Origin of the sequence: Kaistia hirudinis (genome assembly GCF_014196455.1) — a bacterium.
GTDB lineage: Bacteria > Pseudomonadota > Alphaproteobacteria > Rhizobiales > Kaistiaceae > Kaistia > Kaistia hirudinis.
The window spans coordinates 263,095-281,348 of record NZ_JACIDS010000003.1 but is presented as its reverse complement, the minus strand read 5'-3'; the positions used below and the strand labels follow the sequence as shown (position 1 = coordinate 281,348).

15 protein-coding genes are annotated in these 18,254 nt (G+C 68.9%); 5 read left to right on the top strand and 10 right to left on the bottom strand.

Features of this window, described 5'->3' with window-relative positions:
• From addB to trxA, 3 genes are all read left to right on the top strand, one after another.
• Positions 1-3,030 carry a double-strand break repair protein AddB gene (addB, locus tag GGR25_RS11370; RefSeq protein ID WP_183398909.1) on the top strand — a complete coding sequence of 1,010 codons (3,030 nt, stop codon included), beginning with the start codon at positions 1-3 and terminating at the stop codon, positions 3,028-3,030.
• The gene (gene addA / locus GGR25_RS11365) at positions 3,027-6,503 is read left to right on the top strand and encodes a double-strand break repair helicase AddA (RefSeq protein WP_183398908.1); all 3,477 of its coding nucleotides are present in this window, start codon (positions 3,027-3,029) and stop codon (positions 6,501-6,503) included. The genes addB and addA overlap by 4 nt, the downstream gene beginning before the upstream one ends.
• A 76-nt stretch (positions 6,504-6,579) precedes the next feature.
• Positions 6,580-6,900: a thioredoxin gene (gene trxA, locus GGR25_RS11360; RefSeq protein WP_183398907.1), complete on the top strand. Its 321-nt coding sequence runs from the start codon at positions 6,580-6,582 to the stop codon at positions 6,898-6,900.
• A gap of 122 nt (positions 6,901-7,022) precedes the next feature.
• On the opposite strand, the gene GGR25_RS11355 is transcribed toward trxA, so the two are convergent.
• The 3 genes from GGR25_RS11355 to trpA all read right to left on the bottom strand — a co-directional run bounded on the left by GGR25_RS11355 (position 7,023) and on the right by trpA (position 10,200).
• The gene (locus GGR25_RS11355) at positions 7,023-8,342 is read right to left on the bottom strand and encodes a bifunctional folylpolyglutamate synthase/dihydrofolate synthase (protein ID WP_183398906.1); all 1,320 of its coding nucleotides are present in this window, start codon (positions 8,340-8,342) and stop codon (positions 7,023-7,025) included.
• Positions 8,343-8,437: 95 nt separating this feature from the next.
• Entirely contained in the window at positions 8,438-9,343 is a 906-nt protein-coding gene (gene accD / locus GGR25_RS11350; protein WP_183398905.1) for an acetyl-CoA carboxylase, carboxyltransferase subunit beta, read from the bottom strand.
• Positions 9,344-9,357: 14 nt separating this feature from the next.
• Positions 9,358-10,200, bottom strand: coding sequence for a tryptophan synthase subunit alpha (gene trpA, locus GGR25_RS11345; RefSeq protein WP_183398904.1), 843 nt, complete (start codon positions 10,198-10,200; stop codon positions 9,358-9,360).
• A gap of 50 nt (positions 10,201-10,250) precedes the next feature.
• On the opposite strand from trpA, the gene GGR25_RS11340 reads away from it, so the two are divergent.
• Positions 10,251-10,643, top strand: a complete 393-nt coding sequence (locus GGR25_RS11340) for an endonuclease domain-containing protein (protein ID WP_183398903.1) — start codon at positions 10,251-10,253, stop codon at positions 10,641-10,643.
• Positions 10,644-10,743: 100 nt separating this feature from the next.
• Here GGR25_RS11340 and trpB read toward each other — a convergent pair whose 3' ends face one another.
• The 3 genes from trpB to GGR25_RS11325 all read right to left on the bottom strand — a co-directional run bounded on the left by trpB (position 10,744) and on the right by GGR25_RS11325 (position 13,223).
• Positions 10,744-11,967, bottom strand: a complete 1,224-nt coding sequence (gene trpB, locus GGR25_RS11335) for a tryptophan synthase subunit beta (protein ID WP_343068032.1) — start codon at positions 11,965-11,967, stop codon at positions 10,744-10,746.
• A 10-nt stretch (positions 11,968-11,977) separates the two neighbouring features.
• A complete protein-coding gene (locus GGR25_RS11330; protein ID WP_183398901.1) occupies positions 11,978-12,649 on the bottom strand; it encodes a phosphoribosylanthranilate isomerase in 672 nt (223 codons plus the stop codon).
• 76 nt (positions 12,650-12,725) lie between these two features.
• Positions 12,726-13,223: a MarR family winged helix-turn-helix transcriptional regulator gene (locus tag GGR25_RS11325; protein WP_183398900.1), complete on the bottom strand. Its 498-nt coding sequence runs from the start codon at positions 13,221-13,223 to the stop codon at positions 12,726-12,728.
• 82 nt (positions 13,224-13,305) lie between these two features.
• On the opposite strand from GGR25_RS11325, the gene GGR25_RS11320 reads away from it, so the two are divergent.
• Positions 13,306-14,523 (top strand): MFS transporter, encoded by a 1,218-nt coding sequence (locus GGR25_RS11320; RefSeq protein ID WP_183398899.1) that lies wholly within the window; start codon positions 13,306-13,308, stop codon positions 14,521-14,523.
• A 25-nt stretch (positions 14,524-14,548) separates the two neighbouring features.
• On the opposite strand, the gene GGR25_RS11315 is transcribed toward GGR25_RS11320, so the two are convergent.
• From GGR25_RS11315 to rpsA, 4 genes are all read right to left on the bottom strand, one after another.
• Complete coding sequence (locus GGR25_RS11315; protein ID WP_183398898.1) at positions 14,549-14,893, bottom strand: LapA family protein; 345 nt, start codon at positions 14,891-14,893, stop codon at positions 14,549-14,551.
• Between the two features lie 25 nt (positions 14,894-14,918).
• Positions 14,919-15,200, bottom strand: a complete 282-nt coding sequence (gene ihfB / locus GGR25_RS11310) for an integration host factor subunit beta (protein WP_183398897.1) — start codon at positions 15,198-15,200, stop codon at positions 14,919-14,921.
• Positions 15,197-16,195: a signal peptide peptidase SppA gene (gene sppA / locus GGR25_RS11305; protein ID WP_183398896.1), complete on the bottom strand. Its 999-nt coding sequence runs from the start codon at positions 16,193-16,195 to the stop codon at positions 15,197-15,199. The genes ihfB and sppA overlap by 4 nt, the downstream gene beginning before the upstream one ends.
• A 193-nt stretch (positions 16,196-16,388) precedes the next feature.
• On the bottom strand, positions 16,389-18,083 hold the full coding sequence (gene rpsA, locus GGR25_RS11300) for a 30S ribosomal protein S1 (RefSeq protein ID WP_183398895.1): 1,695 nt from the start codon (positions 18,081-18,083) through the stop codon (positions 16,389-16,391).
• Between the last annotated feature and the right edge of the window lie 171 nt (positions 18,084-18,254).

The following is an 18,254-nucleotide window of genomic DNA, read 5'->3' as shown; positions in this document are numbered from 1 at the left end:
ATGGCGCGCGCGGCCCCCCGCCTCTTCTCGATCCAAGCGGGCCTCGCCTTCCTGCCCACCCTGGCCGATGCGCTGCTCGGGGGCCGCTTCGGCACGATCGGCGATGATCCGCTGGCGCTCGGCGACGTCACCATCTTCCTGCCGACGCGCCGCGCCGCCCGCGCGCTGCATGCGGCGATCCTCGCCCGCCTCGGTACGGGAGCGGCGATCCTGCCGGCGATCCGGCCGATCGGCGATGTCGACGAGGCCGACCTGCTGCTCGCCCCGTTCGAGACGCCGGGCGAGCGGGTCCTCCTGCCGGCGGCGATCTCGCCGCTCGAACGGCAGCTGCATCTGACGCGGCTGACGGCGGCCTGGTCGAGCCTGATCCATCGCCAGCTGCTCGCTTTGCCCGACGGCGCGCCCTCCCCCGTTCCCGCCTCCGCCGCCGATGCCTTTCATCTTGCCGGCGAGCTCGCCCGCCTCATCGACGAGGTCGAGACGGCCGGCCTCGACTGGCAGGGCCTGAACACGCTCGTACCCGACAACCTCGCCCGCTACTGGCAGGTTTCGCTCGATTTCCTGAAGATCGTCTCCGAGGCCTGGCCGGCGCATCTGGCCGCGGCGGGGCGGACCGACCCGTCCGTCCGCCGCGACCGGCTGATCCGCGCCGAGGCCGCCCGGCTGGCGGCCACGGCCGGAGACCGCATCGTGCTCGCCGCCGGCTCGACCGGCTCGATCCCGGCGACGGCACACCTGCTCGCGACCATCGCAAGGCTGCCGCGCGGCGCCGTCATCCTGCCCGATCTCGACGAAGGCCTCGATGCGGCCGGCTGGCAGGCCATCGGTGGTCCGGGCGAGGCGGAGGCCGCGCCGGCGCATCCGCAATATGGCCTCCGGCAATTGCTGACGGCGATCGAGGTCGCGCGCGACGAAGTCGAACAGCTCGGGACGCTGCCGGTCCCGATCGCAGCGCGCCGCCGGCTCGTCTCGGATGCGTTCCGACCGGCTTCGACGACCGAAATCTGGGCCGAGACGCCGCCCGCGCCAAGCGAGGCCACAGAGAGCCTGGCGCTCGTCGTCGCCAAGAGCGAGCAGGAAGAGGCACTCGCCATCGCGCTGGCGCTGCGCGAGACGATCGAGACGCCGGGCCGTACCGCCGCCTTGGTCACGCCCGACCGGCGCATTGCCGGCCGCGTCGCCATCGAGCTCGGCCGCTTCGGCATTGCCGTCGATGATTCGGCCGGCCGGCCGCTCGCCACGGCGCCGCCCGGCGTGCTGGCCCGCCTCCTGCTCGCCGCCGCCGCCTCCGACGGCGCGCCGCTCGACCTCATCGCGCTCGCCAAGCATCCGCTCGCGACCTTCGGCATGGAGCGCGCCGCCTGCCGCCGCGCCGCGGAGCTGCTGGACCTCCGCCTGTTCCGCGGCCGCCTGCTGCCGGGCGGCCTCGCCGGCCTCAAGGACGCGCTCGCGGGCGCCGCGCTCGACGCGGAAGAGCGCCCGAGCGCCGAAGCGCTGCTTGCCGGCTTCGCCGCGGCCCTGGCGCCGCCGGTCGCGCTGAACCGCAGCCGCGAACCAATTCCCCTGAGCGCCATGGCGGCGGCGCTCGGCGACGCGCTCCTGGTGGCGGGCGGCGAGGCGGCGACCGCTGGTCCCGCCGGCACGGCGCTCGCGACGCTGCTGGATGGGCTCGGCGGCGACGCGGCCGAGGACCTGGTGCTTACCGCCGGGGAGTTCCCGGGATTGCTCGACGCCGCCATGGGCGCGGTGACCGTCCCCGGGCCGCCGGTCGCCGATGGGCGCGTCTTCATCTGGGGGACGCTGGAAGCGCGCCTGCAGAGCGTCGACCGCATGGTGCTGGCCGGGCTCGACGAAGGCGTCTGGCCGAGCGAGGCGCGCACCGACCCGTGGCTGTCGCGGTCCATGCGGCTCGCCTTCGGGCTGGAAGCGCCGGAACGCCGTCTCGGCCTCTCCGCGCATGATTTCGCGGCGGCGCTCGCCAATCCCGATGTCGTGGTGACGCGATCCGAACGGCGCGGCGGCGCACCGACCGTCGCGGCGCGCTGGATGCAGCGGCTCGGCGCGCGCCTCGGGCCGGCGCGGATGGCGGCACTCGAAGAACGGGGCCGGCGCTATCTCGACTGTGCGCGCGGGCTCGATGCCGCGCCGGTAGCGCGTGCCAGCGCCCGGCCGAACCCGAAGCCGCCGCTCGCCGCGCGGCCGCGCCAGCTCTCGGTCACCGACATCGAGACGCTGGTGCGCGATCCCTACGCGATCTATGCCCGCCGCGTGCTGCGCCTCCGTCAGCTCGACCCGATCGTCGTCGCGCCGGACCCGGCGATGCGCGGCACGCTGATCCACGAGGCGCTCGGCACCTTCTCCGCCGCATGGGCCGGACCGTTCGACGAACGAGCCCGCACGGCGCTGCTCGAATCCGGACGGAAAGCGCTGGCGCTGGTCGAGCCCTTTCCGGCCATTCATGCGCTCTGGTGGCCGCGCTTCGTCGCCATCGCCGACTGGTTCATCGCCTGGGAAGCCCGGCGGACGGAAATCGCGGCGCGCCATGCCGAGATCGAGGGCAGCTGGACCATGCCGGACGGCTTCCGCCTGATCGGCCGCGCCGACCGGATCGATGTCCGCGACGATGGCAGCCTCGAGATCCTCGATTTCAAGACAGGCTCGCCGCCGACCGCCAAGCAGCTTTCGACCGGTCTCGCACCGCAATTGGCGCTCGAAGTCGCCATGGCGCGGGCTGGCGCGTTCACCGGCTTGCCGGCCGGCGCCTCGGTCGCGCTGCTCGGCTGGATCGGGCTCGGCCAGGTCGGCCGGGGCGAACCCTTCCGCACGGCCGTGCGGGACCTCACGCCCGACGAGCTCGGCGCCGAGGCCGCTGCGCGGCTGGCCGACCTGATCGCGGCCTATCGCGATCCCGAGCGCGGCTATATTTCGCGCGCCCGGCCGATGTTCGAGACCCGCTTCGAGAGCCCCTATGACCATCTCGCACGAGTGCGCGAATGGGCGCTCGGCGAGGGCGAGGAGGGCGAGGCATGATCGCCGTCGACGCCGAGACGAAGCGCGTGCAGCAATTGGCGACCGATCCCGGCGTCTCGGCCTGGGTCTCCGCCAATGCCGGTTCGGGCAAGACCTATGTGCTGGCGCGGCGCGTCGTGCGGCTGCTGCTCTCCGGCGCCGATCCCGGCGCGATCCTCTGCCTGACCTTCACCAAGGCGGCGGCGGCCGAAATGGCGAGCCGCGTCTTCGGCATCCTCGCCGGCTGGACCCGGCTGGACGACGAAGCACTCGACAAGGAACTCTCGGACTATCAGGGCTTCACCGACGGCGCCGAGCGGATCCGGGCACGGCGGCTGTTCGCCGAGGCGCTGGAGACGCCGGGCGGGCTCAAGATCCAGACCATCCACGCTTTTTGCGAGCGGCTGCTGCATCAGTTCCCGCTTGAGGCCGGGGTCGCGGCGTCCTTCGAGGTGCTGGACGAGCGGGCGACGGCGATCCTGATCGACAGCGCCAAGCGTGCCGTGATCGAGGAGGCGTCGGCGGGTCCAGATACGCCGCTCGGCCGCGCCTTCGCGCGCGTGCTGGAGGCGTCGAGCGATCTCGGCATCGAAGAGGCGCTCGCCGCCGTGATCGCCAAGCGCGACGCCCTCGTCGGCTTCCTCGATGGGGCCGGGTCGGAGGAGGCGGCGATCGCTTCCCTGCGCAAGAAGCTCGGCGTTGAGGCGGGCGAGACCGCGGACTCGCTGAGGGGCGAGATCGCCGCGGGCCTCCCGCTCGGGCGTGACGAGATCCGCCGCCTCGCGGAGCTGCTCGGCACGAGCGGCGCCAAGCATCGCGGCCTCGCCGTGCCGCTCGGCGCGGTCGCCGGTGCGGCGGAGCCAGGCGATCGTGCGGAAGCCTGGCTCGATTTCCTGATGACGGCCGCGCGCAAGAAGATGCGTGAATTGTCGAGCCTCGCGCCCAAGGCCGTGTTCACGGCCTGGCCCGGGCTCGAAGAGCTGCTCCTCGCCGAGCGCGGACGGGTCGAGGCCTTGCTGGACAAGATCGCCGGGGCCGAGGCGGCGCAATCGACCGCCGCGCTGGTGACGCTCGGCCTTTCCGTCATCCGGCGCTATGAACGGGCCAAGCAGCGGCGCGGCGCGCTCGACTTCGAGGACCTGATCGTGCGCACCGCCGAGCTGCTGACCCGCTCGGGCGCGAGCGCGTGGATCCACTACAAGCTCGACCGCGGCCTCGACCATGTCCTCGTCGACGAGGCGCAGGACACCAGCCCGCGCCAGTGGCAGGTGATCGCCGAGCTCGTCTCCGAATTCTTCTCCGGCGAAGGGGCCGGCCCGCGCCGCCGCACCCTGTTCGCGGTCGGCGATGAGAAGCAGTCGATCTATTCCTTCCAGGGCGCGGTGCCCGCCTTCTTCTCGCGCCAGCGGGAGGAATTCTCCCGCCGCGCCCGCGATGCCCGCCGCCCGTTCGAATCGCTCGAACTCAACCTCTCCTTCCGCTCGACCGCCGACGTGCTGGCCGCCGTCGACCGCGTCTTCGCCGCCCCGCATGCCCATAAGGGCCTCACCGGCACGCCGCAGGCGACCACTCACCAGGCAGCGCGGCGGAACGAAGGCGGGCGGGTGACGGTCTGGCCGCCGATCATTGCCGAGAAGCGGGACGAGCCGGAAGAGTGGCACCAGCCGCTGGACCGGCTCGACACGGAGAGTCCGGAAGTGCGCCTCGCCGCCCGGATCGCCGCCACGATTCGCCAATGGCTGCTCGCGGGCGAACGGATCGACGCGACCGGCAAGCCGATCCGCCCCGGCGGCATCCTCGTCCTGACCCGCAAGCGCGGTGCCCAGACCGACGCCATCAATCGAGCCCTGAAAGCCGCCGGCCTCCCCGTCGCCGGCGCCGACCGACTCGCCCTTGGATCGCATATCGCCGTGCTCGATCTCCTGGCCGCCGCCGATTTCGTGTTGCAGCCTGACGACGATCTGACCCTCGCCGCCCTCCTGAAAAGCCCGCTTCTCGGCGTTTCCGAGGACCAGCTCTTCGCCCTCGCCCATGATCGCCGGGGCACGCTTTATCGCGCGGTCCAGCAATCGGAAGAGCCCGGCGTCCGCGCCGTCGCCGAGCGGCTCGCGGACTGGCGTGCGCGGGCCGACCGCATGCGACCCTTTGATTTCTTTGCGAAAATCCTCGGTCCGGATGGCGGGCGGAAGGCGTTTCTCGCTCGGCTCGGTCCCGAGGCTGACGACGTGCTGCAGGAATTCCTGGCGCAGGCGCTGGCGCATGAACAGGCCGAGGTGCCGACGCTGCAGGGCTTCACCGCCTGGATGCGCGAGGCGGCGACTGAGATCAAGCGCGACGCCGACCTCGCCCGCGACGAGATCCGCGTCATGACCGTGCATGGCGCCAAGGGCCTCGAAGCCGATGTCGTTTTCCTGGTCGACACCGGTTCGAAGCCCGTCCATCCAAGCCATGACCCCAAGATCGTCGCGCTCGCCGGCGGCGAAGGAGCCCCCGCCGCGCCGCTGGTCTGGATCGCACCGGGCGCACCACGGCCGGGTGCCGTCGAACAAGCCCTTGAAGATATTCGCGAAAAGGCGCGGGAAGAGTATCGCCGCCTGCTCTATGTGGCCCTGACGCGGGCGCGCGACCGGCTGATCATCTGCGGCACAGCCAAGGCCGGCGGCGGCACAGAGGCGCTGTGGCAGGATCTCGTGCAGCAGGCCCTCGAAGACGAGGCGCGGCCGGTCGAGATCGATCTCGGCGCCGACCATTTCGCCGCACTCGAATGGCGTAGCGACTGGACCAGCGTGCCGGCTCCGCCGGTAGAAGCAACAGCAGCGGCCGTCTCGGTCGCACCGGTGCCCGAATGGACCCGTCATGCGCCGCCGGCGAGCCCGCAGCGCCTGCGGCTAGCCCCCTCCTCGGCCGCCGGCTTCGGCGAGGCCGAACCCGAGGAACGGCCCGCAAACGCTGCGATTCCGCGCGAAATTAGGCGCAAGGCAATCGAGCGGGGAAGCGCGGTTCACCGCCTGCTCCAGGCCTTGCCCGAGCACCGGCCGGCCGAGCGCGCCGAGGTTGCTGCCGCCTATCTGGCAGCGGTGACGGACTGGGACGAAGCCGAGCGTTCCGCGCTGATCCGCGCGCTCGTCGCCATTCTGGACGACAGCATCTTCGCGCCAGTCTTCGCTGCCGGAAGCCGCGCCGAGGTTCCGATCGCCGGCGTGATCGACACCGCGGCGGGCCCGGCCGAAATCTCCGGGCGCATCGACCGGCTCTCCGTGCTGGCGGACCGGGTGCTGATCGTCGACTTCAAGACCGGCCGCGCGCCGAAGGCCGGGGTCGAAGGTCTGGCGCCGACTCATCTGCGACAGATGGCGCTTTATCGCGCCTTGCTGCAGCGGCTCTATCCCGGACGGAGCGTCGAGGCGGCGCTGCTCTTCACCGATGCGGCCGAGCTCGTGAACATCGCGCCGGCCGCGCTGGACGCATGCATGTCGCGCATCACCGGAGCGTGACCTACCAGCGCTTGACCGACTCGGACCCGATACCTACGTTCGGGGCAACTTCCCTCGAGCTTCCTGTGAGGCCCTCATGGCTACCGCCAAAGTAACCGACAGTTCATTCGACCAGGAGGTCCTCGGCGCCTCGGGTCCCGTCGTCGTCGACTTCTGGGCCGAGTGGTGCGGTCCGTGCCGCATGATCGCTCCGGCGCTGGAAGAGATCCAACAGGAGATGGGCGGCAAGGTCACCATCGCCAAGCTGAATGTCGACGAGAACCCGAACATCGCCGTGCGCTATGGCGTGCGCTCGATCCCGACGCTGATCCTGTTCAAGGACGGCGAGCCCGCGGCCATCCAGGTCGGCGCCGCTCCGAAGAACCGTCTCGCGGACTGGATCAAGGGCGCGATCTGAGCCCTTCGAACCGACGAGAATGCGCGGGGCCTTCGGGCCCCGTTTTCGTTTTGGAGCGTTTTCGAGCGAAGTGGCTTCCGGTTCGCGTGAAGAAATCGCGACCAAACAAAGAGATAGAGCCGTCAGCGCGGCGGCGTACCGTTCTCGGCGAGGACCGTGCCCGCCAGATAGAGCGAACCGCAGATCAGGATACGCGGCACGGTACCCGGCGGCAGCATGCGCTTCAGCTTGTCGAGCGCCGCGGGAACATTGGCGACCGGTTCCGCTTCCAGCCCGGCGGCTTCCGCCGCCGCCGCCAGCTCGGCCGGCGAGCGGCCGGCATCCGAACTCTCGATCGGCACGGTGAAGACATGCCGCGCCAGCCCGGCGAAGGGCTGGAAGAAGCCGACGGGATCCTTGGTCAGCAGCATGCCGGCGATCATGTAGAGCGGCCGCGGCACGCGCTCCTCGAGATCGGCCACCGCTTCCGATATCACCGCGCCGGCGCCCGGATTGTGGCCGCCATCGAGCCAGATCTCCGAACCCGCAGGCGCGAGGTCCACGATCCGTCCGCTCGACAGGCGCTGCATGCGGGCGGGCCACTCGACCGAGAGCAGGCCGGCCTCGATCGCGCCCGCCGGAACTTCGAGCGAGGAGCGGCGGAGCGCGGCAATGGCGGCGCCCGCATTCACGAACTGATGGCGGCCAGGCAGGCGCGGCGCCGGCAGGTCGAGCAATCCGTCCTCATCCTGAAAGACGAGACGGCCGCGCTCGGCATGGGACAGCCAGTCGCGGCTGCCGAGATAGAGCGGCGCGCCGAGCCGCGCGGCGCGGTCCTCGATCACGTCCAGCACTTCGTTGCGCTGCGGCGACACGACCACCGGCCGGCCGCGCTTGATGATGCCCGCCTTCTCGCGCGCGATCCCTTCGAGCGTCGAGCCGAGGAATTTCTCGTGGTCGAGCGAGATCGAGGTGATGATCGCCACCTCCGGCGCCCGGATCACATTGGTCGCGTCGAAGCGACCGCCGAGCCCGACCTCGAGCAGCGTGACGTCGGCCGGCTGCTCGGCGAAGAGCTTCAGCGCAGCAGCCGTGGTGATCTCGAAATGGGTGATCGGGGCGCCGTCATTGATCGCCTCGATCTCGGTCAGCGTCGCGACCAGCCGATCCTCGTCGACGAGACGGCCGCCGCCGGGCGCACCGAGACGGATGCGCTCATGGAAGGAGACGAGATGCGGCGAGGTGTAGACATGGACGGTGCGGCCGGTCGCTTCCAGCATGGCGCGCAGGAACGCCGTGACCGAGCCCTTGCCATTGGTCCCGGCGATATGGAAGACCGGACCGAGCCGCTCCTCCGGATGACCGAGCTTTTCGAGCAGCGGCGTCAACCGGTCGAGCGACAGGTCGATTTCCTTGGGATGGAGCTTGAACAGCCGCTCCAGGATGACGCTGCTCTGGATCATGGAAACGGACCCCGCGGGCAGGCCTCGGCGGGCCGCCCCGATGGATGCTGGGAGATGCGGGCGGCGGGCCGCCCGGACGGCAGGCTGGCAGGCGACTACGACGCCAGCGCGACGCCGTCATGGCGCTGGGCCGTGATGGCCTGTACCGGCGCCGCCTTCGGACCGAGCAGGCCGCAGAGCCGCGCGATGGTGGGCCTCAGCTCATGCCGGTGCACGACCATGTCGACCATGCCGTGGTCGTAGAGGTATTCGGAGCGCTGGAAGCCCGGCGGCAGTTTCTCGCGGATCGTCTGCTCGATGACGCGCGGACCGGCAAAGCCGATGAGCGCACCGGGCTCGGCGATATGGATGTCGCCCAGCATCGCATAGGACGCGGTCACGCCGCCCGTGGTCGGGTTGGTCAGCACGACGATATAGGGCAGCCGCGCCTCGCGCAGCGCGATCACCGCCGCCGTCGTGCGCGGCAACTGCATCAGCGACAGGATGCCTTCCTGCATGCGGGCGCCGCCGGACGCGGCGAACATCACGAAGGGCTGCTGGCGCTGCAGCGCCGCCTCCATGCCGGAAATGACCGCCTCGCCGGCCGCCATGCCGAGCGAACCGCCCATGAAATCGAAATCCTGGACGGCCGCGACCAGCGGCACGCCCTCGACGAAGCCGGCGCCGACGACGACCGCATCCTGGAGACCCGTCTTGGTGCGGGCGTCCTTGAGGCGGTCGGTATAGCGCCGCTCGTCGCGGAACTTCAGCGGGTCGACCGGCACCTCGGGTACGGCAACGGTCTCGTAGCGGCCCTCGTCGAAGAAATAGGCGAGCCGCTTCGGCGCGCTCATGCGCATGTGATAGCCCGAGTTCGGGATCACATAATGGTTCGCCTCGAGGTCGCGATGGAACACCATCTCGCCCGTCTCCGGGCATTTGACCCAGAGATTCTCCGGAACCTCACGCTTGTTGAGGAGGCTCTTGATCTTCGGGCGGACGACGTCGTTGATCCAGCTCATCGTATATCCTGTTGTCAGGCCGCCACCGGGCGCCGCGCCGAACGCACGCCGGCCGAAAGCGCCGTCACGAGGTCGACGACCGCCGGCACCGTCTTGCCGGTCGCGTGGCCTTGCTCATCGAGCGAAGCGGCGATCGCCGAGACGATCGCCGAGCCGACGACGACGCCGTCGGCATGGGCGCCGATCGCAGCGGCCTGCTCGGCGGACTTCACGCCGAAGCCGACCGATACCGGCAGATGGGTATGGCGCTTTATCCGCGCAACCGACTCCGCGACGCGCGAGGCATCCGGCGCCGCCGATCCGGTGATGCCGTTGATCGAAACATAATAGACGAAGCCGGACGTGTTCGAGAGCACCGTCGGCAGGCGCTTGTCGTCGGTCGTCGGCGTCGCGAGACGGATGAAATTCAGCCCGGCTGCGAGCGCAGGGATGCAGAGCTCGTCATCGGCTTCCGGCGGCAGGTCGACGATGATCAGCCCGTCGACGCCGGCGGCCTTGGCCTCGGCGACGAAGGCCTCCGAGCCGCGCACATAGATCGGATTGTAATAGCCCATCAGCACGATCGGCGTGGCGTCGTCTTCCTTGCGGAAGGCGCGGACGAGATCGAGCGTCTTCGCCATGGTCTGACCGCCCTTGAGCGCGCGCAGGCCCGCCGCCTGGATCGCCGGGCCGTCGGCCATCGGATCCGAGAACGGCATGCCGAGCTCGATGACATCGGCGCCGGCAGCCGGAAGGGCCTTCAGCAGCGCCAGCGTCGTCGCCGGATCCGGATCGCCGGCGGTCATGAAGGTGACGAGCGCCGGCCGTCCCTCGGCCTTGAGAGCGGCAAAACGGCGGTCGATGCGGGTTTCGGTCATGGCGTTCGGCCTAGGCTCGATGGAGGATGGCGTCAAGACGGGGAGAGGCGATGGACCGGTTCAAGAAACGTTCGCGGGCATTGAGAGCCACACAGACCGATGCCGAAGCGAGGTTGTGGTATCGGCTGCGCGATCGAAGACTGGCCCGCTGGAAATTCCGGCGGCAGCATCCGATCGGCCGATATGTTGTCGACTTCGTGACGTTGGACGGCAAACTGATCGTTGAAGTCGATGGCGCGACACATTCGACGGATTCAGAGCTGAGGCACGACGCCCAACGAACCGAGATCCTGAACGCACATGGTTTCGAGATACTGCGCGTCACCAATAACGACGTGTACGAGAACCTCGAAGGTGTCCTCGAGGCGATCGCCAATCTTCTCGACCTCGGCCACGCTTCACCTCTCCCAAAGGGAGAGGTCGACGGCGAAGCCGGCGGGTGAGGGGTTAGGGAATTCTCCGGAAAGGGCCGTAACCCCTCACCCGGACCTGCGGTCCGACCTCTCCCTTTGGGAGAGGTGAAGAGACGGCCCATTCGCCGATTCAAATGTCCATCCCCAGCATCTTGCCGACGGTGTGGACGTCCTTGTCGCCGCGGCCGGAGAGGTTGACGAGGATGATGTCGTCCTTGGACATGCCGGGCGCGCGCTTCATCGCCTCGGCGATGGCGTGGGCGGATTCGAGCGCGGGGATGATGCCTTCCGTGCGCGTGCAGAGCTGGAACGCCTCGAGCGCCTCATCGTCAACGATCGGCACATAGGCGACGCGGCCGGTGTCGCGCAGCCAGGAATGCTCCGGTCCGACGCCCGGATAATCGAGGCCGGCCGAGACCGAATGACCTTCGAGGATCTGGCCGTCGTCATCCTGCAGCAGATAGGTGCGGTTGCCGTGCAGCACGCCTGGACGGCCGCCATTCATCGATGCCGCATGGCCATTGTCGATCGCGAGGCCATGGCCGCCGGCCTCGACGCCGATGATCGCGACGTCCTTGTCGTCCAGGAAGGGATGGAACATGCCGATCGCGTTGGACCCGCCGCCCACGGCCGCGATGACGAGATCGGGCAGGCGCCCCTCCTGCTCCAGCATCTGCGCGCGGGCCTCGCGGCCGATCACCGACTGGAAGTCGCGCACGAGCTCGGGATAGGGATGCGGGCCGGCCGCGGTGCCGATCAGGTAATAGGTGTCCTCGACATTGGTCACCCAGTCGCGGAGCGCCTCGTTCATGGCGTCCTTGAGCGTGCCATTGCCGGCGGTGACGGGGTTGACCGTCGCGCCGAGCAGCTTCATGCGGAAGACGTTCGGCGCCTGCCGCTCGACGTCGGTCGCACCCATATAGACGACGCAGGGGAAGCCGAAGCGCGCCGAAACCGTCGCCGAGGCGACGCCGTGCTGGCCGGCGCCAGTCTCCGCGATGATGCGCGTCTTGCCCATGCGCCGCGCCAGGAGGATCTGGCCGAGGCAGTTGTTGATCTTGTGGCTGCCGGTGTGATTGAGGTCCTCGCGCTTGAAGAAGATGCGCGCGCCACCGAGATGGCGCGTCAGCCCTTCCGCGAAATAGAGCTTGGACGGCCGGCCGGCATAATGGTTCGACAGCGCCGAGAGTTCGGCCTGGAACGCCGGATCTTCCTTGGCCGCGCGATAGGCGGCTTCGAGCTCCAGGATCAGCGGCATCAGCGTCTCGGCGACGAAGCGCCCGCCATAGATGCCGAAGAAGCCGCGATCGTCGGGACCGGTGGCGAAGGAATTGGGCAGGGTCGGTGCGGTCACGGGCGAATCCTCAGGCCGGCTGGCCGGCTCTTTCCAGCGAAACGGAGCCGCGGGCGGCGGCGATGAAGGCGCGGATGCGCTCGGGATCCTTGACCCCCGGCGCGCTCTCGACGCCGGACGAGGCATCCACGCCGATGGCGCGGGTCTCAGCAAGCGCAATCCCGACATTGGAGGGATCGAGCCCGCCGGCAAGCATATAGGGCAGGTCCGCGTCGAGACCATCGAGCAGCGACCAATCGAAGGAAAGGCCGTTGCCGCCCGGCAGCGCCGCACCCTTGGGCGCCTTGGCGTCGAGCAGCAGGCGGTCGGCGACGCCGGCAAAAGCCGCCACGGCCGCGACATCGGCGGCGTCGGAGATGCCGAGCGCCTTCAGCACGCCGAGGCCGAAGCAGTCCTGGACCGCGGCGACGGCCTCGGGCGTCTCCCTGCCATGCAGTTGCAGCCAGTCGGGCCGCACTGTTTCGACGATCTCAGCAAGCGCGGCCTCGTCCAAATCGACCGTGAGCGCGACGATCTCGGCCCGGCCCCGCACGCGGCCGGCGAGCGCCGCGGCGCGCGCGGGCGTCACGAAGCGGGGGCTCTTCGGGAAGAAATTGAAGGCGACCATGTCGGCGCCGGCATCGAGCGCGGCGTCGAGCGTGTCCTCCGTCGAGAGGCCGCAGATTTTGACGATCACGGACATGGCTTCCGCATCCTGAGCATGGCCACCCTTTGCCACGAAAGAGCCGGGAAGTCCAACGGCCGCGCCCTGCAGACCGTCAGGCGAGCGCGCGCAGCAGGCGGGCTGCATCCCGCGCCGCCTCGGCCCCGAGTTCGGCGTCGAGTTCGGCGTCGACGCGGGCGTGTTCGGCGCGCCACATCGGCACCGCTTCCTGAAGGATCGCCCGGCCGGCATCGGTGAGCTTCGGCCGGCGCACCCGCGCATCCTCCGTATCACTCATCAGTTCGACAAAGCCGCCGCGCCGGAGCGTCTTCACCGACGCCGTCACGGTGGTCGGATCCATGGCGAGGAAGTCGGCGAGTTCGCCGAGCCGGGGCTTCCAGCCGCCCGACAGCGCGACCAGCAGCGAGAACTGCCCATTGGTCAGGCCGAGTGGCGCGAACAGCCGGTCGAACCGGCGCGCAAGGCGCCGCGCCGCCCGCTGCGCGGCGAGACACAGGCAGCGATCGCGGATTTCGAGCACCGTGGCGACCGGCAGGGGCGCCGCCGGGGCGTCTCCGTGGGTCGGAATGGCGGGTGGACTTGTGTCATCCATAATTGATTGATATCAAACTATTCTCGTGAGGACAAATTTGGACGCGCAGCCGCGTTCCGGAGATACGCGCGGGGAGGACAGGATGGCGGATCCGGCCTATCGCTGGGTGATCGTTGCGGCGGGCGGCATCATGGGCTGCGTGGCGATGGGCGCGATGTTCTCGCTGCCCGTGCTGCTGACGCCGATGGTCGAAGCCACCGCCTGGTCGCGAACCGGCATCTCCGGCGCGATGACGATCGGCTTCCTCGCCATGGCGGCAACCTCGATGGGCTGGGGCGCCCTCTCGGACCGCTTCGGCGCCCGCCCGGTGGTGATGTCCGGTGCGGCGCTGTTCGCCTTCAGCCTGTGGCTCGCCGGCCGCGCGCCGTCGCTGTTCCTGTTTCAGCTGTTCTTCGGCGTCATGGTCGGCGGCGCGGTCGCCGCGTTCTTCGCGCCGATGATGGCGACCGTCACCGGCTGGTTTACGACGCAGCGCAGCCTCGCCGTCTCGCTCGTCTCGGCCGGCATGGGCCTCGCCCCCGTCACCATGTCGCCGCTCGCGGCCTGGCTGGTCGGCGGGCATGACTGGCGCGATGTGTTCTCCATCCTGGCCGTGATCGTGGTGCTGGTGACGATCCCGGCCGCAGCCCTGTTGCGCCGGCCGCCGGCGGTCGAGACGGCGCCCGGCCTTGCCAACGACGCAGGGCCGCCGGCCGGCATGAGCGTGCGCGACGCCGTGACCTCGGCGCCGTTCCTGATCCTCGTCCTGACCAATTTCTTCTGCTGCGCCACCCATTCCGGCCCGATCTTCCACACCGTCTCCTATGCCGAGATCTGCGGGATCTCCGCGCTGGCAGCGGTCTCGATCTATTCGGTCGAGGGGATCGCGGGCATGGCGGGCCGGCTCGGCTTCGGCCTGATGGGCGATCGCTTCGGCGCGAAGCATGTGCTGGTCGCCGGTCTGCTCGCACAGGCCTTCGGCGCGCTCGGCTATTATTTCGCCCGCGAGCTCGGCCAGTTTTACGCGGTCGCCGCCCTGTTCGGCTTCATCTATGCCGGCGTGATGCCGCTCTATGCGGTCCTGATCCGGGAGAATTTCCCGATGCGGATCATGGGAACGGTGATGGGCGGCACCGGCATGGCCGGCGGACTCGGCATGGCGCTCGGCCCGGTCCTCGGCGGCTGGATCTTCGATGCGACCGGCAGCTATGGCGGGCTCTACATCACCTCGTTCGGGCTCGGCCTCGCGGCCTTCCTGATCGCCATCACCTTCCGCCCGTTCCCGCGGCCGCTGGGGGAAGACGCGCCAACGACAGCGTGACGGCCCGGCCGCGGTGTGACCGGTCTCAGGCCGCGTCGCGCCGCGACACGGCGAGCGCCGTGGCCGGGCTGGTGCGCGCGGCCTTGAACGCCTCGTTCTCCCGGCGAACTGTCGTCGCCTCGCGCTTCAGCGCGCGCGCCTGACGACGCCAGCGTCCCTGGCCGAGCCAGACACCGATGCCGCCGAGCAGCACGCCGATAGCGAGCGCGGCGAAGAGGACGACGAACAGCGGAACCGCCACGGCAACCGCCGGCGCCTCGCCATTGAACGGATCCAGCGACAGGACGACCGCATGCCGATTGGCCACGGACAGGGCCACCACGATGATCGCGAGCGGGACGAGGATCAGCGCTGCCAGAAGTTTCTTCATCGTGCCTGCTCTGCTCCCCGGCGGATCAATCCGCGTTGAGGCGCTCGCGCATCTCCTTGCCGGTCTTGAAGAAGGGGACGAACTTCTCGGTCACGTCAACCTTCGTGCCCGTCCGCGGGTTGCGCCCCTGGCGCGCCGGGCGGTTCTTGACCGAGAAGGCGCCGAAGCCGCGCAGCTCGACCCGATCGCCCCGGGCCAGCGCCTCGACGATCTCCTCGAGGATCGAGTTCACGATGTGCTCGACATCGCGCTGATACAGATGCGGATTCTGCTCCGCGATCCTCTGCACGAGTTCCGACTTGATCATCGCGCAGTCCCCCCGGCGTCATTCAGAGCGGTCGGAGCCTGCCAAACCGATTGAAGACCGTCAAGGCCGAGACGCTGCGGCAGAAGGCGACCGATCGCGGAAGCCTCGCCGCCGGACGGATCGAGCCCAACCTGCCGGATCAGCAGGAAAAGTGCGGCTTCCGCGAAGGAGAAGCCCGAGCTCGCGTCATCTTTCTTCCACTCGATCACGCGCAACTGCGGATCAATATTTTTCTCGCTCGCCAGCCATGCGAGCGCGACTTCCTCGCCGCCGACGGCGTCGATCAGGCCTGCGGCCAGCGCCTGGCTGCCGGAATAGACACGGCCATCGGAGAGGCGGAGCGCCGTCGGACGGTCCAGCTTGCGCCGTTCGGCGACGATGTCGACGAACCAGTTGTAGCTGTCGCCGACAAGCGACTGGATGACGGCGAGCGCTTCGGGCGTCGCCGGCTCGAAGGGCGAGGGCGCGGCCTTCAACGGCGAGGATTTAACTTCGGTCAGCTTGATGCCGAGCTTCGCCATGGCTTCGGAAACCTCGGGCGACTGGAACAGCACGCCGATCGATCCGGTGATCGAGGTCTTGTAGGCCACGACGTGATCCGTCGCGATCGCCGCCATATAGGCTGCCGAGGCGCCGACCGTCTTGATCGAGGTGACCGTCGGCTTCCTGGCCGACAGGGCCCGCAACCCGTCATAGAGCGCCTCGCCGCCGACCGTCGCGCCGCCGGGCGAATCGATCGACACGAGCACCGCCTTGACCGCATCCGACTTGCCGAGGCGATCGAGCAGTTCGAGTTCGGCGCGATCGTCCGAGATGAAGCCGCCGATGGAGATGCGGGCGATATGCGCATTGGCGCGCTCGCCGATCCGGTCCGGACCGATCGCGAGGATGCCGCCGACGACGATGGCCGCGACCAGCGCGAGCAGGCCGAGCACGCGCCAGAACACGAGCTTCCGTTTGAGCCGGCGGCGATCGATGATCTGGTCCGCGTCCATGCGTTCCTCCATGCGAGCCAATTCGCCAGAGCAGTTAGCCCTTCCCGGCGGTGAAATCAAACCCGGACGGCGCGGGGCGGCCGGGCAAACGCTTGTCAGGACTTCGGAAATGGCGTCCGCAAACGAAAACGCCCCGCACGAGGCGGGGCGTTCGATCGTGTCTGGGCCGCGGCTCGCGCCGCGGCGAGGAGGATTATTCCTCGTTCTGGCGGGCCTTCAGGGCCGCGCCCAGAATGTCGCCGAGCGAGGCGCCCGAGTCGGACGAACCGAACTGGGCCACGGCTTCCTTCTCCTCGGCGATTTCGAGCGCCTTGATGGAGACGGCAACCTTGCGGGCCTTCTTGTCGAAGTTGGTGACGCGGGCGTCGACCTTCTCGCCGGCAGCGAAACGCTCCGGACGCTGCTCCGACCGGTCGCGCGACAGGTCGGCGCGGCGGATGAAGGCGGTCAGGTCGGTGTCGGCGATGCGAACCTCGAGACCACCATCGGTCACCTGCAGGATCTCGCAGGTCACGACAGCGCCCTTGCGGATATCGCCGGCCTCGACGAACGGATCACCGCCCACCTGCTTGATGCCGAGCGAGATACGCTCCTTCTCGATGTCGACGTCGAGCACCTGCGCACGGACCATGTCGCCGCGGTTGTACTCGTCGATGACCTGCTCGCCGGGACGGTTCCAGTCGAGGTCCGACAGGTGCACCATGCCGTCGACGTCGCCGTCGAGACCGATGAACAGGCCGAACTCGGTCTTGTTCTTGACCTCGCCCTCGACCACCGAACCGATGGGATACTTCTCGGCGAAGGCTTCCCACGGATTCTGCAGCGTCTGCTTGAGGCCGAGCGAGATGCGGCGCTTGACCGGATCCACCTCGAGGATGACCACTTCGACTTCCTGCGAGGTCGAGACGATCTTGCCGGGATGGACGTTCTTCTTGGTCCAGCTCATCTCGGAGACGTGGATCAGGCCTTCGATGCCCGGCTCGAGCTCGACGAACGCACCGTAGTCGGTGATGTTCGTGACGCGGCCCGTGAACTTGGCATTGACCGGATACTTCGCCTCGATGCCCGACCACGGATCGGCCTCGAGCTGCTTCATGCCGAGCGAGATGCGGTGCGTCTCGTGATTGACGCGGATGATCTGCACGCGGACGGTCTGGCCGATCGAGAGAACCTCGGTCGGGTGGTTGATGCGGCGCCACGCGATATCCGTGACGTGCAGCAGGCCGTCGATGCCGCCGAGGTCGACGAACGCACCGTAATCGGTGATGTTCTTGACCACGCCCTCGATGATCTGACCCTCTTCGAGGCTCTGGACCAGCTCGGAACGCTGCTCGGCGCGGGTCTCTTCAAGCACGGTACGGCGCGAGACGACGATATTGCCGCGGCGCTTGTCCATCTTGAGGATTTCGAAGGGCTGCGGCGTGTGCATGAGCGGGCCGACGTCGCGCACCGGGCGGATGTCCACCTGGGAGCGCGGCAGGAACGCCACAGCGCCGTCGAGGTCGACCGTGAAGCCGCCCTTGACCTGGTTGAAGATCACGCCGGTGACCTTCTCCTTCTTGTTGAACTGCTCCTCGAGGCGGATCCAGCTCTCCTCGCGGCGCGCCTTGTCGCGCGAGAGAACGGCTTCGCCGAGCGCGTTCTCGACGCGCTCCAGATAGACCTCGACGACGTCGCCGACCTTGATCGGCTGATCGCGGCCGGGACCCGCGAATTCCTTGAGCGCCACGCGACCTTCGGTCTTCAGGCCGACGTCGATGACGGCGAGATCCTTCTCGATGGCGACGACGGTACCCTTGACGACGCTACCCTCGTAGACATCCTCCTTCTGGAAGGACTCCTCGAGCAGTGCGGCAAAATCTTCGCGGGACGGATTGGATAGAGCCATGAAATCTCCTGGTGCCATTGCTGGCATGCGTCGGCGGTTCGTGTTGCGATATCGGGACCCGGTCCTGCCCGGCGATCATCCCTCTGGGGGATAGGATCGCGGCTGCCGAATAAGGCGGACCGACGCTTCCGGATCGGGGCCCGATGTTTCATCCCGAGGCTGCCGAGACTG

Excerpts from the sequence above, each read along its gene's own strand:
- addB (WP_183398909.1), top strand. The coding sequence starts at position 1 with ATGGCGCGCGCGGCCCCCCGCCTCTTCTCGATCCAAGCGGGCCTCGCC.
- addA (WP_183398908.1), top strand. The coding sequence starts at position 3,027 with ATGATCGCCGTCGACGCCGAGACGAAGCGCGTGCAGCAATTGGCGACC.
- trxA (WP_183398907.1), top strand. The coding sequence starts at position 6,580 with ATGGCTACCGCCAAAGTAACCGACAGTTCATTCGACCAGGAGGTCCTC.
- GGR25_RS11355 (WP_183398906.1), bottom strand. The coding sequence starts at position 8,342 with ATGATCCAGAGCAGCGTCATCCTGGAGCGGCTGTTCAAGCTCCATCCC.
- accD (WP_183398905.1), bottom strand. The coding sequence starts at position 9,343 with ATGAGCTGGATCAACGACGTCGTCCGCCCGAAGATCAAGAGCCTCCTC.
- trpA (WP_183398904.1), bottom strand. The coding sequence starts at position 10,200 with ATGACCGAAACCCGCATCGACCGCCGTTTTGCCGCTCTCAAGGCCGAG.
- GGR25_RS11340 (WP_183398903.1), top strand. The coding sequence starts at position 10,251 with ATGGACCGGTTCAAGAAACGTTCGCGGGCATTGAGAGCCACACAGACC.
- GGR25_RS11330 (WP_183398901.1), bottom strand. The coding sequence starts at position 12,649 with ATGTCCGTGATCGTCAAAATCTGCGGCCTCTCGACGGAGGACACGCTC.
- GGR25_RS11325 (WP_183398900.1), bottom strand. The coding sequence starts at position 13,223 with ATGGATGACACAAGTCCACCCGCCATTCCGACCCACGGAGACGCCCCG.
- GGR25_RS11320 (WP_183398899.1), top strand. The coding sequence starts at position 13,306 with ATGGCGGATCCGGCCTATCGCTGGGTGATCGTTGCGGCGGGCGGCATC.
- GGR25_RS11315 (WP_183398898.1), bottom strand. The coding sequence starts at position 14,893 with ATGAAGAAACTTCTGGCAGCGCTGATCCTCGTCCCGCTCGCGATCATC.
- ihfB (WP_183398897.1), bottom strand. The coding sequence starts at position 15,200 with ATGATCAAGTCGGAACTCGTGCAGAGGATCGCGGAGCAGAATCCGCAT.
- sppA (WP_183398896.1), bottom strand. The coding sequence starts at position 16,195 with ATGGACGCGGACCAGATCATCGATCGCCGCCGGCTCAAACGGAAGCTC.
- rpsA (WP_183398895.1), bottom strand. The coding sequence starts at position 18,083 with ATGGCTCTATCCAATCCGTCCCGCGAAGATTTTGCCGCACTGCTCGAG.